The following is a 15,012-nucleotide window of genomic DNA, read 5'->3' as shown; positions in this document are numbered from 1 at the left end:
AGTCACCTCACGGGCCCGCTGAAGTCACCTCACGGGTCCGCTGCAGTCACCTCACGGGCCCGTTGGAGGAGGATCCAGGGGCCCTGTCGTGAGGCCGGATCAGGCGAACTGGAGGCTGCCGGTCCTGGCCAGCGAGACGACGAGCGACTGGACGATACGCGTGAGCAGGGCCTCGATCAGCATGACGGCGGCCTTCGCGAGCACGGTGGAGATGAATCCGGACATAGCAACCTCACAGGGAGAAAGGGGTCTTAAGGCGATAATTCATACCAAAGGAGTCTAAGTCACCAATCATGAGGTTGCTGTTTGGTGAACATTCGGTGACGTTCCCCGCGCCGACGCCTGGAAGGCCACCCCCGCGACCGTCGTGGTGGCGGCGCTCCCCAGGGCGACGGTCCACCCCACGGGCCCCAGGAAGTGACAGCCGAAGAACCGGCAGAGCCCCGGAACCGAGACGGCCATGCCCAGGACGCCCAGGGACAAAAGCGAGGCCAGCACCACCAGGCGATCCCGGCTGCCCAGGGCCAGGGTCTGCAGCAACTGCGACGCCACGAGCGCGACCAGCCCCATGGAGTCCGCCCGCCCGCGCGTACCGGTCACCCGGCCGATCGCCCAGGCCAGGCCCGCCGCGCTCGCCGTGGTCGCGGCGCGCAGGTAGATGTCCCGGGTCAGGGAGGCGCCCAGCGAGGCCTCCGGGCCCTCGTCCAGCAGCTTCTCCGGGCTGGTGGCCGCGGGCGGCCGGGAGGCCACCGCCATCGCGGGCAGCATGTCGGTGAGCAGGTTGACCAGTAGCAGCTGCCGGGCGTTCAGCACGTTCCCGCCGCTGATCAGGCTGGATCCGACCGCGAAGACGATCTCACCGATGTTGCCGCCGAGCAGGATGCTGAGGGCGTCGCGGACCGAGCCCCACATCGCCCTGCCCTCGATGATCGCGTCGACGATCGTCTCGATGCGGTCGTCGGTCACCACGATGTCGGCCGCCGCCCGCGCCGCCGGGGTGGCGCGGGACCCGAGGGCGATCCCCACGTCCGCGACCCGGATCGCGGGGGCGTCGTTGGCGCCGTCGCCGGTGACCGCGACGACCTTGCCGGTCCGGCGCAGGCAGCCGACGATCCGCGCCTTGTGCGCCGGGGTGGTCCTGGCGAAGACCGTCACATCCGGCAACGCCTCCACCAGGGTGTCGTCGTCCATCTCGTCCAGCTCGGGCCCCGTCATGATCCGCCCGCCGTTCAGCACGTTCAGCTCGGCGCCGATCGCCTCCGCCGTGCTCGGATGGTCGCCGGTGATCATGACGATGCGCACGCCCGCCCGCGTGAGGCGGCCGACGCTCTCCGCGGCCGTGGGCCGCACGGGGTCGGCCAGGCCGAGGAACCCGAGGAAGCACAGGTCCTGGATGCGGGACTCGTCGAGGTCGCGGCGGTCGGAGGCGGAGCGCTCCGCGACCGCGAGCACCCGGTAGCCCTGCCGGGCGAGCTGGTCGAGCTCCTTCTCGACCTCCGCCACGAGGTGGTCCGCGAGAGGGACCACCTGGCCGTCACGGAGGATGGACGTGCAACGAGTGACCACGATCTCGGGGGCGCCCTTGACGCTCAGCAGCGGGCCGGAGTCGCCCTTGCCGAGCACGGCGTGGTAGCCGCGTCCCGGCTCGAAGGGAAGCTCGTCGACCCGTTCCCAGCTTCCGGTCCCCTTCTCGGTCACTCCCAGCCGCTCGGCCCCCTTCAGCACGGCGCGGTCGGTGGGATGCGGGACGGGGCGCCCCTCGTCGTGCCGGGGGCACGCGCGCATCCCGGCGGTCACGATGTGCCGCAGTTCGGGCGTCAGGTCCTCCACGGTGCGCTCGTCCTGCACGTCCGAGACGCACCGCAGGCTGATACGCCCCTCGGTGAGGGTTCCCGTCTTGTCGAAGCACAGGACGTTGACCCGGCCGAGGGCCTCGATCGTGGAGGGGTTGGGCACCAGGGTGTTGCGGGTCGACAGCCGCCGCGCGGAGGCGAGCTCCGCGACCGAGGCGACGAACGGCAGTCCCTCGGGTACGGCGGCGACGGCGAGGCTCACCGCCGGCGCGAGCGCCTGCGGCGCCGAATTGCCGCGCAGCAGGTCGGCGGCGAGCAGGACGACGCCGGACCCGACCGCGACCGGGAGGACCCGCCGGCTCAGCTCCCGCAGCCGCAGCCGCACGCCCGTGACCGGAGGCTGCTCCGCGGCGAGCCTGGCGGTCCTGGACGTCTCGGTCGCCTCGCCCGCCGCGACCACCACGGCCAGCCCGCTGCCGGCCGCCACCGTCGTCCCCTCGTAGACCATCGAGGTCCGGTCGGCGATGGCGGGCGCGTTGACGGGCTCCGGTGACTTGGTGACGAGCTGCGACTCGCCGGTGAGGGCGGCCTCGTCGACCTCCAGGCCCACGGCCTTGAGCACGCGGCAGTCGGCCGGCACGGTGTCGCCCGCGCGCAGCTCGACCACGTCGCCGGGTACGAGGTCCTCGACGGTCGCGTTCGCCTGCTCGTGAGGGCGGGAGCCCGGCTTCTCCTGAGAACCACGCCCGGGAGAGTGAGTCGCGCTCGCCTTCTCCTTCGCGCCGGCCTTCTCCCGGGGGCGGCGCAGCCGCACGGGAACCGCCACCGCCTCGGTCAGACGGTGCAGCGCCCGGTCGGCGCTGTATCGCTGGCCCCCTCCGATGAGCGCGTTGGCGAGGACGACCGTGCCTATCATCACCGAGTCCGACACCGAGCCGACCAGGGCCGACAGGCCCGCTCCGGCCGCCAGGACGGGGGTCAGCGGGTTGGCCAGTTCCGCGACGGACACGTGGAGCAGCGAATCGGGGCCCTGCGGTTCTCCCGATCCGGTGGCGGACCTGCGCCGCGCGGCCTCGGCCTCGCTGATCCCGCCGGCCGACGAGCCCAGCAGGGCCAGGACCTCCTTGGCGGGCATCGCGTGCCAGGGGGTCCGGTCGACCTGGGTCGGCGGGGCCTCTCGCCCGGCGTGCCAGCCCGCCCACCCGCCCGTGACGAGGGTGGCCAACGACGTGCAGCTGCTCGCGAGCTGCGCCTTGTGCTGTGACTCCTCCGCCGGGCCGAGGGTCGTCAACACGCCTCCGGCGGCGGTTCCCGCGGCGGTGAGCCACACGCAGCGCTCGCTCGTCTTCCTCGCCGGTCCCAGGCAGCTCAGGAGCAGGTGGACCTCCTCGAGCTCGGCGATCACGTCCGCGTCCCAGGGCACCCGGCCCGAGCCGCGCAGCACGCCTATGCCCAGGTCGGCCTGGGCCAGCGCGGCCATCCGGCGCGCAGAAACCACGGCGACCCCGTGGCCGGCGGCCTGGAGCGTGCGGATCGACCGGGCCAGCCGGGAACCGCCCGGCACGGTCTCGTCGATGCCGAGCCGCAGGCCGAGTTCCGCATCGCCCCCCGCGAGCGCCACGGCGCACGCGCCCCTGGCCGCGGCGACGATCGCGTCGGCCAGCGGGTCGACGCGCGGCGCCAGGCCGACCAGGGCGGCCGGAACGCCCTTCCTCGTCACGCGGACGGCCCGGATCCCCCGGGCCTCCCAATCCTCGGCGTCCTCCGTGACGAGCCCGGCCGGGCCCGCGAGGGGCTCGGCCTTCCACGTGTCGCGTTCCCGCCGCGCGCCGGGGTCGTCGACGTCGATCAGGGTGAGGAGCCGCGCGCGCAGCCCGTCGAGGCCCTCGCCGTTCGCGGAGTCCGCGTCGCCGAGGGGAACGATGCGGTCGATCTCCCACGAACCGGTGCCGAGCACGTCGGCGTCGAGGATGACCGTGTCGACGCCGTCCATGTGGCGCAGGGCGCGATCGTCGAGAACGATCGCGCCGCGTTTCGCCATGGCACGCCCGATCGCGGCGGCGAAGAACTCGCGGCCCAGTTTCGCGGCCCTGGGCGTCGTCGCGGTGAGCATGGCGACGGCACGCGCGTGGCCGTCGCTGAGAAGGTACGTCAGCCCGGACGCGCCGGCCGCCACCGGACTCGCGATGCGCTCCATCCGGTCCACGGGGCTGTGGGCCAGGGGCGCGGGACGTGGTTTCCCGGCCGCGCGGATGTGGCGGTAGGAGCCCTTCCGCGACGCCAGTTCGTGCTGGCGCGCCTCCCAGGCCCGCCGCGTGTCGCGCGCCTCGATGTAGCGGCCGGCGGCGGTGGCCGACTGGATGAGCATTCCCGCCCGGCGCAGCGCCAGCGTGTGGGTGATGATGCTCGCCGTCGTGAACAGGGTGACGGTGGCCGGGCCGCCGAGGTGGCGTTCCACCTCGTGGCGGACTCTCGGGGTGGACTCGGCCAGGCCCAGCAGGGCGGGAAAGATCGGCGGGATCGACGGTGCGCGCACCGCCCGCCCGGCGAACGCCATGCCCGCCCCGATCAGGCTCGCGCCGAGCCGGATGCCGGCGCGGGTCTGCCGTTCCACCAGCCTGGCGGTGTGGTGCTGCACCAGCATGGAAACGAGGGACCCCGGCTCCGGAGACGAGGCCTCGTCGGATTCGGCGTCCTCGTCCTCGTCCTCGGCGTCCTCTACGTCCTCCATGTCCTCGTCCAGGTCGTCGTAGCCGTCGGTCAGATCGTCGTCATCGTCGTCGTCCCCCAGGTCCCCGCCGTCGAGCGCGTCGACGATCGCCAGCAGCTTCTCCAGATCGATCGCCCCGGGGTCACACCCCACGAAGACGGAGCTGAGTATCCCGTTGACCTCCGCCCGCTCGACCCCCTCGAGCTTCAGCAGGGCGTTCTCCAGCCGCCGGGCCTTCGGCTCGCTGCCAGGCGAGCCGATCACGCGCAGATCGACATGGAGCCCTCCGGGACAGACCCGTTTGCCGCGCGAACGCGGCAGGGCGTTCATGACCGCGGTGGGCACGACCTTGATCGCACCGGGCACGACGTTCCAGAGGGTTTCCGCGGGCACGGACAGCAGGCGGGGCACGAACATTCAGATCTCCGGCAGGCAAGATGACGGGGCCGATCAGGCCGTGGTTACGCGGCCTGATCGGCCCCGTCGCTGCGATTACTTGGACGATCTCCCGCGGGCCGAACTCCTCGCCCGGGAGGCGGAGCCCGCGGTACGGGAAGTGGACGCCGAAGTTCGTGACGCGGACGTCGTGGCCCGGGACGCGGGCCTCGCGGTCCGCGGCGCGGGCTTCGTGGCCCGGGACGCGGGCTTCGTGGCCCGTGAACGTGAGGTGGACGTGGTGGTCCGGGAGCCGGTGCTCGCGGCCCGTGAGGTGGGGCTCTTCGCCCGGGACGTCGTGCCGGTCGTCCGGGATGTGGAGCTCTTGGTGCGTGGTGTGGCGCCGGTCGCCCGGGAGGCGGCGGTGCCCGCCGCGCGGGTGGCGGTGCTCGCGGCGCGGTTCGCGGTGCCTGCGGCGCGGGTGGCGGTGCCCGCGGCCCGGTTCGCGGTGCCCGCGGCGCGGGTCGCGGTCCCGGCCGCCCGGGTCGCGGTGCGTGTCGCGGGTCTCGTGGTCCGTGAGGTGGTGCCTCCCGTGCGGGAGGTGGTGCTCCGGGTCCGTGAGGTGGGGCTCTTCGCCCGGGACGTCGTGCCGGTCGTCCGGGATGTGGAGCTCTTGGTGCGTGGTGTGGCGCCGGTCGCTCGGGAGGCGGCGGTGCCCGCCGCGCGGGTCGCGGCACCTACGGCGCGAGATGCGGTGCCGGCCGCGCGGGTCGCGGCACCCGCGGTGCGTGTCGCGGGTCTCGTGGTCCGTGAGGTGGTGCCTCCCGTGCGGGAGGTGGTGCTCCGGGTCCGTGAGGTGGGGCTCTTCGCCCGGGACGTCGTGCCGGTCGTCCGGGATGTGGAGCTCTTGGTGCGTGGTGTGGCGCCGGTCGCCCGGGAGGCGGCGGTGCCTGCCGCGCGGGTCGCGGCGCCCACGGTGCGAGATGCGGTGCCGGCCGCGCGGGTCGCGGCACCCGCGGTGCGTGACGCGGCGGTGCCCGCGGCCCGGGACACGGTGCTCGCGGCCTTGGAGGCGGTGCGTGACGCGGACGCCGCCGTACGGGACGCGGGTGTGGTCCGGGAGGTGGTGCCTCCCGCCCGGGACCTGGATGTCGAACCCGTCCTCCGGGACGCGGAGGTGGCCGTCGAAGACCCGGAAGCGGAGCTCGCGGGCCTGGAGACCGGACTCGACGACCGGTTCTTCCCGCGCGCACGCTGCGCGATCAACGTCCCGACCCCGATGGCCGCCGCTACCGGCCATTCGAGCAACCCCGCCACCGCGAGCGCGCCGAGCCCCCCGTAGTAGACGATGCGCTCAGCCGGAGGAAGGAACGACTTGGCCGTGTCAACGGCCTGTCCCGCCTCCTGCCTGCTGACGTGCGGCATGTGAACATGCGGAGGCCGCAGCTGCACGGTCAGCATCGGAAGTTTGAGCGTTAGCGAGGTGCCGTCCTGTTTCCTGCTTGCCTGGGCATGCGTGGTGGACGTTGCGGGTGTGGTCGGTCTCTGCGCCGTACGGGCGCGTGACCGGCTCGTCTGAGCTACTGCCATGATCCCTCCTCATGGGAACCGAGGGAAGGTGCAAATGGAGCCCGCAGGAGGTCGATCATGCCTTCTACGTGCGGTTATATGGCCCGAGTGCCATTCTCGTAATCTTCCTCGTATTGTGGCCGCGAAACGCGTAACGGCCGTTGAATCGGATGTTAGGGGATGAATCTCTGGCAGCCCGGACCGCTCGCTGTCCGTTTGGGGATGTTTTAGGAGAGGTACGGCTTGAGCTCGCGGCGCGCCACGGTACGGATGTGGACCTCGTCCGGGCCGTCGAATATGCGCATCGCGCGGGCCTGCGCGTACATCGTCGCGAGCGGGACGTCGTCGGACAGTCCCATGCCGCCGTGAACCTGGATGGCGCGGTCGATGACGTCGCACGCCATCCTCGGGGCGACCACCTTGATGGCGGATATCTCCGAGGCGGCCGCCTTCACGCCGACCGTGTCGATCATCCAGGCGGCCTTCAGGGTGAGCAGCCTGGCCTGCTCGATGGCGAGCCGCGATTCGGCGATCTGCTGCTGCACCACACCCTGCTGCGCCAGCGTCTGGCCGAAGGCCACCCGGTTGGCGGCGCGGGTGCACATCAGTTCCAGAGCGCGCTCGGCCATCCCGATGGCGCGCATGCAGTGATGGATGCGGCCCGGACCGAGCCTGGCCTGGGCGATGCGGAAGCCGTCCCCCTCCTCCGCGATGAGGTTCGCCGCGGGCACCCGGACGTCGGTGAGGACGATTTCCGAATGGCCGTGCTGCTCCTGGTAGCCGAAGAGCGGTAGGTGACGTACGACCTCGACGCCCGGGGTGTCCACCGGGACCAGGATCATCGACTGCTGGCGGTGCGGGGGTCCTTCGGGGTCGGTCTTGCCCATCACGATCAGGATCTCGCAGCGCGGGTCGGCCACCCCGGTGATGAACCACTTGCGGCCGTCGACGACGTACTCGGAGCCGTCGCGCCTGATGGAGGTGGCGATGTTGGTGGCGTCGCTGGAGGCCACCGCGGGCTCGGTCATCGCGAACGCCGAACGGATCTCGCCGGAGAGCAGGGGCTTGAGCCACCGGTCCCGCTGCTCGGGCGAGCCGAACATGTGCAGGACCTCCATGTTCCCGGTGTCGGGGGCCGCGCAGTTCAGTGCCTCGGGGGCGAGGTCGATGGAGCGGCCGGTGACCTCGGCCAGGCTGGCGTAGTCGAGCACCGACATGCCCGATTCGGCGGGAAGGAACAGGTTCCAGAGGCCGCGTGAGCGTGCCTCGGACTTGAGCTCCTCCACCACCGGCGGCAGCTCGTGGTCGTCGTGCCCTCTGGTCCGGCGCCACGCGTGGTAGACCGGCTCCGCCGGATAGACGTGGGTAGCCATAAAATCGGTCAGATTGGCGAGGTATTCCTGCGCCGTGTCGCTGAGCGCGAAGTCCATGGCGGCCAGTTTGGCACCACCCCTTCTTCGGTCGTCCATCGGTCCGCACCTAACCTGGAACCCGTTCCATCAAGGAGGACAGATGCTGAAGGGCGTGCTGATCGACTGGGGTGGCGTGCTCACCGTCGATCTTGCCGAGGCGACCGCCGAGTGGATCGTCGCGGAGAGCCTCGACGAGGCCCACTACCGGAAGGTGATGCGCGAGCTCATCGTGCACGCGTACGAGAACGGCGAGAACGCTGCGAACGGCGAGAACACGATTCACGCCCTGGAGCGCGGAGAGATATCCGCCCTGGACTTCGAACGCGACCTGGCGGCCAGGCTGATCACGACGGACGGCGTGCCGCCGGTCGCCGAGGGGCTGTTGAACAGGATGTTCTCCCGCTTCCACCGGGTCGAGCCGATGTACGCGATGCTCCGTGAGGCACGTGCCGCGGGGCTGCGCACCTGCCTGCTCTCCAACTCCTGGGCGAACGAGTATCCCCGCGACGGCTGGGAGGACTTCTTCGACGAGGTCGTCATCTCGGGAGAGATCGGCATGCGCAAGCCCGAGCCGAGGATCTTCGAGCACGCGCTCGGCAGGATCGGCCTGGCCGGGGAGGAATGCGTGTTCGTCGACGACATCGAGGCCAACATCGAGGCCGCCCGGCGGCTCGGCATCGTCGGCGTGCACCACCGCGACCCCGAGCTGACCATCACCGAACTGGAGACCCTCTTCCGGGTCACGCTCCGCTGACCCCCGGCCCGTCCGCCCGTCTCCCCGCTTTCTCGCTTTCCTCGCTCCGTCCACGGGGCCGCTCGTCTCCCCGCTCCCCACCGGGTGCCGCCCGGTGGGGAGCGCGGCCGGGCCCCGGATCGTGTCGCTCCGCGCGGGTGGTATCACCGGGGGTCGCGGGTACTGGCACACTCGATGCGTGAATCGGCGCCGGAGCGGCGCCGATGTCGGAGAGACAGATCGAGGCATGGATGCGCGTCTACCTGCCGTGTACGCTCCCGGCGCTGGCCCGCGTGGCCACCGTGGGGGAGCTCGGCCCGGCCCCGCTGACCGGCTACGCGGTGACCCCCGCGTTGATCGAGTGGTACGTCTCGGGTGACACCGAGGAACTGGAGTACGTCGCCCTGACCGAGGCCGCCAGGGACTCCCTGCGGATGCTGGCCGCGGACCGCGCCGACGGGGTGGAGGTCGCCGCGCGGCGGGTGGTCGTCGCCGTCGACGTACCGGAGGGTGACGTGAGCGCGAGCGCCGACCTGGAGGAGCGCGCCCGGGTGCGGCTCGCCGCGGCGGTCCCGCTGGGGCTGATCGCCGCGGTCCACGTGGACGACCCGTCGGCGGTGAAGGATGTCGAGGCCGCTCTCGCCGCGCTGCCCGCGGCCGACGGCGGCGACGACGACGCCCGCTTCACCGTGGACGGCGCCGAGGCCAACGAGCTCCTGTGGTACGCCACCCAGGAGATCCCCGACCTGGTCGGCTGACCTCCGCGCCGTGTCCTGAGCCCGGCGCCCTCACCCCCTGGGCCTGGGGCGGGATCCCCGCGCCGCGAGCGCCCCGCGCGGGCCTGTTCCCCTGTCGCGGCGCCGCTCCGGCGGGGATTTTCGCTATTCTGGACGGCAATATGAGACACATTGTTTGGGATTGGAACGGCACGCTGTTTCACGACATCGACGCCGTCGTTGGTGCGACGAACGCGGTGTTCGAGCCGTACGGGCTGGGTTCCTATGACGCCGACCGCTTCCGCGCGGTCTACACGCGCCCGATCTGGGCCGCCTACGAGCGCATGCTCGGCCGTGCCCTCGAGGACGGCGAGTGGGAGAGGCTCGACCTCGGTTTCCACGAGAGCTACCACCGGCTGATGCTGGAGTGCGGGCTGGCCGCCGACGCCCTCTCCACCCTGCAGAGCTGGGAGCGCGCGGGAGGCAGGCAGTCACTGCTGTCCATGTGGGCGCACGAGCGGCTGGTTCCCAAGATCGCGGAATTCGGCATCGACCACCACTTCACCCGGATCGACGGCCTGCGCAGCGCCTCCGGCGGGCACAAGGCCGAGTCGATGGAGGCCCACCTCGCCGCGCTCGGCGTCGACCCGGCCGACGTCCTGGTGATCGGCGACAGCCTGGACGACGCGCACGCCGCCCAGCACGTCGGGGCGCGCGCGGTCCTCTACACCGGTGGCATGACCAGCCGGGCCGATCTGCTGGCCTGCGGAGTCCCCGTCGTCGACACTCTGGAGAACGCGCTCGACCACGCCTGACGGCACGTCACGCGACCTCGCGGGAACGGCCCGTCACGCGACTTCGTGAGCACGGCCCGTCACACGACGTGGTGAGTACGGCCCGTCACGCGATTCCGTGAGCGCGACCCGTCATGTGACTCTACGGGAACGGCCTGACGCGCTCTCGCGGGAACGGCCCGTCACACGACCTCGGGAGAACCGGCAAACGGATCCTTTCGGTATCGAAGGCGGTCGCCGTGCGCTCAGGGCCTTACCCTGGGCATCCGCACCCATTCCGGGAGGCCCCCGATCAATCGCCTCGTCCTCTGGAACATCGACCTCACGCTGGTCGACGTGTCGATCGTCACCCGCGAGGCATACGCGGAGGCCTTCCGCGCTGTCACCGGAAGGCCCCTGGTCAAACTGACCCAGGCCAACGGGCGTCCCGATTCGGAGATCGTCTTCGAGATGCTCGCCATCAACGGGATCGTCGCCGGGGACGACCACCTTCCCCGGTTCCTCGACGCGCTGGCCGGGGCCTTCGGGGCGCGGCGCAAACGCCTGGCCAAGGACGGCCGGATGATGCCCGGTGCCCGCGACGCGCTGAAGGCCGTGGCGAGGCTCGACGGCGTGGTCCAGTCGGTGCTCACCGGCACGATCAAGAGCAACGCGGTGCACAAGCTGACCGCGTTCAGCCTCGACAAGCACATCGACTTCGAGATCGGCGGTTACGGCGAGGAGGTCTATCCCAAGGCCACCCTCCTGCAGGTCGCGCAGGGCCGCGCCAAGCGGAAGTACGGAGCGGTCTTCGACGGGCACAACACCGTGCTGATCGGCGACTCGGCCAGGGACGTCCAGGCCGCCAGGATCGCCGGAGCCGCGATCATCGGGGTCGCCTCGGGACGCTCCCTCCCGGCCGAGTTGCACGAGGCGGGAGCCGACGTGGTCCTGCCCGACCTCTCCAACCCCTCCGAGGTCGTCGCCGCCGTCGCCGGCCTCACCTCCCCGGCCCGGCGCGCCGGCCGTTCCCCGGCGGGCCGCTGACCCCCGGCCCTCGGCGGCCGTACGGGATGAGCCGTACGAGGTGAACAGTGTGAGGTGGATCGTGACGAGCCGGGCCCGTCGCCGCCGATCGATCCCACATGTCCGGCCGGGTTTCATGTTCGTGCCCGGCCGCCACCGGTTCCCGGCGAGGGGCGCGTACGTGGCCGTCCCACACGGGGCGGCCGGAGGGTGTGTGGCCACGGGGGATGACATTCGGGTGGGGCGCCGAGAGGATGGGGCCATGGTTGAGGAAGGTGCGCCGCTCTGGGAGCCGTCCCCGGAGATCGTGAGGAACGCCAAGGTCACCCGTTACGCGGAGTGGCTGGGCCGGGCCGGTGACTACGAGTCCCTGTGGCAGTGGTCGGTCGATGCCCCGGAGGAGTTCTGGACGTCGATCTGGGACTACTTCGAGGTGGTGGGAGAGCGCGGTGAGGGGCCCGTCATGTCGGGGGAGATGCCCGGCACCGAGTGGTTCGCCGGGTCGACGCTGAACTACGCGGCCAACGCGCTGCGCCGGGCCGTCGCCGACCCCGGGCGGCTCGCGGTGATCTCCCGCGACGAGACGGGCGGGCGCGGGACGCTCACCCTGGGAGAGCTGGCCGAGGAGGTGGCGCGGGTCCGCACCGGGCTGGCCGCGCTGGGCGTCGGGCGAGGTGACCGGGTCGCGGCCTACGTGCCGAACGTCCCCGAGGCGCTGATCGCCTTCCTGGCGACCGCGTCCCTGGGCGCCATCTGGTCCTCCTGCTCGCCCGACTTCGGCGCGCCCAGCGTGATCGACCGTTTCACCCAGATCGAGCCGAAGGTGCTCGTCGCGGTCGACGGCTACGGCTACAACGGCAGGCGCTTCGACCGGAGCGAGGTCGTCCGGGACATCGCCGCCAAGCTGCCGACCCTGGTGGCGCGGGTCCGCATCCCGGCCCGGGCCGCGCCCGGCGCGGACACCCCCGGTGCGGCGGACGCCCCGGAGCCCCGGGACGCGGCCGTGACCGGGGACGGAGTCCGTACGGTGAGCTGGGCGGAGGTGCGCGCCGTCGCGGGACCGCTCGCCTTCGAGCCGGTGCCGTTCGGGCACCCGCTCTGGATCGTCTACTCCTCGGGCACCACCGGGCTGCCCAAGCCGATCGTGCACGGTCACGGCGGCGTGGTGCTGGAGCACCTCAAGGCGCTCTCCTTCCACCAGGACCTGGGCGAGGACGACGTCTTCTTCTGGTACACCACCACCGGCTGGATGATGTGGAACTACCTCGTCGGCGGCCTGCTGGTCGGCTCGACGGTGGTGCTCCACGACGGGGCGGCGACCTACCCGGAGACCGGCGCGCTCTGGCGGCTGGCCGCGGAGGAGGGCGTCACCTACTTCGGCACGGGGGCTCCGTACGTGATCGCGTCCATGAAGGCCGGCCTCGAGCCGTCCGGCCTCGAACGGCTGCGGGGGCTCGGGTCCACCGGCTCGCCGCTGCCGCCCGAGGGGTTCGCCTGGGTGCACGACGCGCTGCCGGAGGTCCAGCTCGGCTCGTTCTCCGGCGGCACCGACGTGTGCACCGGTTTCGTGGGCGCCGTACCGCTGCTCCCGGTCCGGGCGGGGGTGATCCCGTGCCGCTGCCTGGGCGCGAGGGTCGAGTCCTTCGACCCGTCGGGCGTGCCGGTGGTCGGCGAGGTGGGCGAGCTGGTGCTGACCCTGCCGATGCCGTCGATGCCGGTGATGTTCTGGAACGACCCCGACGGGTCCCGCTACCGCGACAGTTACTTCTCCGAGTATCCCGGCGTCTGGCGGCACGGCGACTGGATCAAGATCCTTCCCGACGGCGGCTGCGTGATCTACGGCCGCTCCGACTCGACCCTGAACCGGGGAGGTGTCCGGATGGGCACCAGCGAGTTCTACCGCGTGGTGGAGCGCTTCGAGGAGATCACAGACAGCCTGGTGATCGACACCGGCCAGCTCGGGCAGGAGGGTCGCCTGCTGCTGTACGTCACCATGGCCGAGGGGGCGACCCTGGACGACGACCTCGTCGCGCGCCTGCGCCGGGAACTGCGGGAAGGTCTCTCCCCGCGCCACGTGCCGAACGAGATCATCGAGGTCCCCGGCATCCCCCGCACCCTCAGCGGCAAGAAGCTGGAGGTCCCCGTCCGCAAGATCCTCCTCGGGGTCGCCCCGGAAAAGGCCGCCAACCTCGACGCCATGGCCAATCCCGAGGTCCTCCCCCACTTCGCCCCGGGAGCCGACGTCACGCGGCACTGACCTCTCCGACCCCGGCGGCCCGCGGCATCCGGGGTCAGATCCCCTGGGGGAGGCGGAACAGGCGGCCGGGGTCGCGGGCGGCCTTGATCTGGGCGAGCCTGGTGGCGTTGCCCCCGTAGTAGGCCGCGCGCCAGCCGCCGAGCTCCGGGTCGACGTAGTTGACGTACGCGTGGTCGCCGAAGTGGGGCCGCATCGCCGCGTGCGCGGTCCTGGCCCAGCCGGCCGCTCCGGAGTGGTGGGCGTAGTACTGCACGCTGTAGAGGGCGGCCCGGTGCGGGAAGGCCGTGGCGTCGGGGCGGACCCTGGCGACCGCGCCGCCGAGGGCGTCCAGCAGCACGGTGTGCTCGCCGGGCCGGGCGACCTGGGCGATCAGGGCCCTGGCCCCGGCCTCGGAGAGCGGGCGGTAGGCCATGTGCGACTTGGCCTTGAAGGTGTCCCTGGACAGCCGCCCGCCCCGGGTCTGCCCCGGCAGGGAGCCGCCCAGGTGGCACTGGGTGACCGACAGCGAGCCGCAGCCCGCCATGGTCAGCATGGCCTGGCGGTAGGAGGTCTGCCGGACGGAGCTCGACGACGGCGACCCGGCCGCGTCGGCCAGTCTGTCGAGCAGCCGCTCGCAACCGGCCCTGCCGCCGAGGTAGAGCCCGACGACCTCCACGTCCGTCCCGCCGGCGCGGCTCAGGTGCATGCCCGACCACATGGCGTCGGGAGCCGAGGGCCCCCACGCCTGCCAGGCGCGCAGCGCCCTGACCGCCCTCGACCACGGCCAGTGCAGGAAGAACACCGTGACCTCGCGGGTGGGGTGGGTGCGGAACCCGAAGGAGACCGCGACGCCGAGGTTGCCCCCGCCGCCGCCCCGCGAGGCCCAGTACAGGTCGGCGTTGTGGTTCGCGTCGCAGGTCAGCAGCCGCCCGTCGGCCGTGACGATCTGGACCGACTCCATCACGTCGCAGGTCAGGCCGTACTTCCTGGAGACCACGCCGATCCCGCCGCCCAGCGCGAGCCCGCTCACCCCGACCGTGGCGCAGGTCCCGGCGGGGATGCTGACCCCGCTCGCGGCCAGCCTGTCGTAGACGTCGATCAGCTTGGCGCCCGCCCCGACGGTCGCCCGCCCCGAGGTGTGGCTCACCTTGCTCATCCGGGAGACGTCCAGGACCAGGCCGGTCCCGGTGGACCAGCCCGCGTAGGAGTGGCCGCCGGACCGTACGGCCAGCGGCAGCTTCAGCCGGCGCGCGAAGGCGACGCACTCGGCGACGTCGGAGGGGTTGGCGCAGTAGGCCACCCCCGAGGGCCGGACCGCGTCGAAGGCGGGGTTGAACAGCTTCCTGGCGCCGTCGTACGCGGCGTCGCCCGGCCGGACGAGCCTGCCCTCCAGCCCGCCGGCCAGGGCCCGCCAGTCGGCGGGCCGTGGCGCGCTCGCGGTGCCCCGGCCGGTCGCGCCGGTCGCGCCGGTGGCGTCGTGGCCGGTCGTGCCGGCGGCGCCCAGGGCGGGTGTGCCCTGAGCGCCCAGTGCGAGGGCGGCCAGGCCGCCGGTCCGAAGGAATGCCCGCCTGTCCGGAGGGGTCCGCATGTCTCTACTCCCCGAGGTTCGGTGTCACCTTCCCGATAGGACGACCGCGCCACCCTTCCGGTTGGTCACATTCACATCACT

The 15,012-nt window shown here is 72.2% G+C and carries 10 protein-coding genes; 6 read left to right on the top strand and 4 right to left on the bottom strand.

The window, feature by feature from the left end; all coding sequences use genetic code 11:
- Nucleotides 1-99 precede the first annotated feature (99 nt).
- Both ACTOQ2_RS07410 and ACTOQ2_RS07405 read right to left on the bottom strand, forming a co-directional pair.
- The gene (locus ACTOQ2_RS07410) at nt 100-225 is read right to left on the bottom strand and encodes a hypothetical protein (RefSeq protein ID WP_440098966.1); all 126 of its coding nucleotides are present in this window, start codon (nt 223-225) and stop codon (nt 100-102) included.
- Nucleotides 226-291: 66 nt separating this feature from the next.
- Nucleotides 292-4,920 (bottom strand): HAD-IC family P-type ATPase, encoded by a 4,629-nt coding sequence (locus ACTOQ2_RS07405; protein ID WP_440098965.1) that lies wholly within the window; start codon nt 4,918-4,920, stop codon nt 292-294.
- A 79-nt stretch (nt 4,921-4,999) separates the two neighbouring features.
- Between ACTOQ2_RS07405 and ACTOQ2_RS07400 the strand changes: the two genes are divergently transcribed.
- Nucleotides 5,000-6,220: a hypothetical protein gene (locus ACTOQ2_RS07400; RefSeq protein ID WP_440098964.1), complete on the top strand. Its 1,221-nt coding sequence runs from the start codon at nt 5,000-5,002 to the stop codon at nt 6,218-6,220.
- Between the two features lie 454 nt (nt 6,221-6,674).
- Here ACTOQ2_RS07400 and ACTOQ2_RS07395 read toward each other — a convergent pair whose 3' ends face one another.
- Nucleotides 6,675-7,877, bottom strand: a complete 1,203-nt coding sequence (locus ACTOQ2_RS07395; protein WP_440099082.1) for an acyl-CoA dehydrogenase family protein — start codon at nt 7,875-7,877, stop codon at nt 6,675-6,677.
- Between the two features lie 82 nt (nt 7,878-7,959).
- On the opposite strand from ACTOQ2_RS07395, the gene ACTOQ2_RS07390 reads away from it, so the two are divergent.
- The 5 genes from ACTOQ2_RS07390 to ACTOQ2_RS07370 all read left to right on the top strand — a co-directional run bounded on the left by ACTOQ2_RS07390 (nt 7,960) and on the right by ACTOQ2_RS07370 (nt 13,364).
- On the top strand, nt 7,960-8,613 hold the full coding sequence (locus ACTOQ2_RS07390) for an HAD family hydrolase (protein WP_440067404.1): 654 nt from the start codon (nt 7,960-7,962) through the stop codon (nt 8,611-8,613).
- A gap of 230 nt (nt 8,614-8,843) precedes the next feature.
- Nucleotides 8,844-9,350, top strand: a complete 507-nt coding sequence (locus tag ACTOQ2_RS07385) for a DUF6912 family protein (protein WP_362837783.1) — start codon at nt 8,844-8,846, stop codon at nt 9,348-9,350.
- Nucleotides 9,351-9,490: 140 nt separating this feature from the next.
- Nucleotides 9,491-10,123 carry an HAD family hydrolase gene (locus ACTOQ2_RS07380; protein ID WP_440098963.1) on the top strand — a complete coding sequence of 211 codons (633 nt, stop codon included), beginning with the start codon at nt 9,491-9,493 and terminating at the stop codon, nt 10,121-10,123.
- Between the two features lie 270 nt (nt 10,124-10,393).
- Nucleotides 10,394-11,128: an HAD family hydrolase gene (locus ACTOQ2_RS07375; RefSeq protein ID WP_440099081.1), complete on the top strand. Its 735-nt coding sequence runs from the start codon at nt 10,394-10,396 to the stop codon at nt 11,126-11,128.
- A gap of 241 nt (nt 11,129-11,369) precedes the next feature.
- Complete coding sequence (locus tag ACTOQ2_RS07370; protein ID WP_440098962.1) at nt 11,370-13,364, top strand: acetoacetate--CoA ligase; 1,995 nt, start codon at nt 11,370-11,372, stop codon at nt 13,362-13,364.
- 34 nt (nt 13,365-13,398) lie between these two features.
- Here the strand turns inward: ACTOQ2_RS07370 and ACTOQ2_RS07365 are convergent, their stop codons facing one another.
- On the bottom strand, nt 13,399-14,931 hold the full coding sequence (locus tag ACTOQ2_RS07365; protein WP_440098961.1) for an FAD-binding oxidoreductase: 1,533 nt from the start codon (nt 14,929-14,931) through the stop codon (nt 13,399-13,401).
- Between the last annotated feature and the right edge of the window lie 81 nt (nt 14,932-15,012).

This window comes from Streptosporangium sp. H16 (assembly GCF_051918855.1).
Lineage (GTDB): Bacteria > Actinomycetota > Actinomycetes > Streptosporangiales > Streptosporangiaceae > Streptosporangium.
Note: the sequence above shows the minus strand (reverse complement) of the source record. Positions and strands in the feature narration are given on the sequence as shown.

What these genes read in the sequence shown, in the direction of transcription:
- ACTOQ2_RS07380 (WP_440098963.1), top strand. Translation starts at nt 9,491, where the DNA reads ATGAGACACATTGTTTGGGATTGGAACGGCACGCTGTTTCACGACATC.
- ACTOQ2_RS07385 (WP_362837783.1), top strand. Translation starts at nt 8,844, where the DNA reads ATGCGCGTCTACCTGCCGTGTACGCTCCCGGCGCTGGCCCGCGTGGCC.
- ACTOQ2_RS07410 (WP_440098966.1), bottom strand. Translation starts at nt 225, where the DNA reads ATGTCCGGATTCATCTCCACCGTGCTCGCGAAGGCCGCCGTCATGCTG.
- ACTOQ2_RS07390 (WP_440067404.1), top strand. Translation starts at nt 7,960, where the DNA reads ATGCTGAAGGGCGTGCTGATCGACTGGGGTGGCGTGCTCACCGTCGAT.
- ACTOQ2_RS07365 (WP_440098961.1), bottom strand. Translation starts at nt 14,931, where the DNA reads ATGCGGACCCCTCCGGACAGGCGGGCATTCCTTCGGACCGGCGGCCTG.
- ACTOQ2_RS07370 (WP_440098962.1), top strand. Translation starts at nt 11,370, where the DNA reads ATGGTTGAGGAAGGTGCGCCGCTCTGGGAGCCGTCCCCGGAGATCGTG.
- ACTOQ2_RS07405 (WP_440098965.1), bottom strand. Translation starts at nt 4,920, where the DNA reads ATGTTCGTGCCCCGCCTGCTGTCCGTGCCCGCGGAAACCCTCTGGAAC.
- ACTOQ2_RS07395 (WP_440099082.1), bottom strand. Translation starts at nt 7,877, where the DNA reads ATGGACTTCGCGCTCAGCGACACGGCGCAGGAATACCTCGCCAATCTG.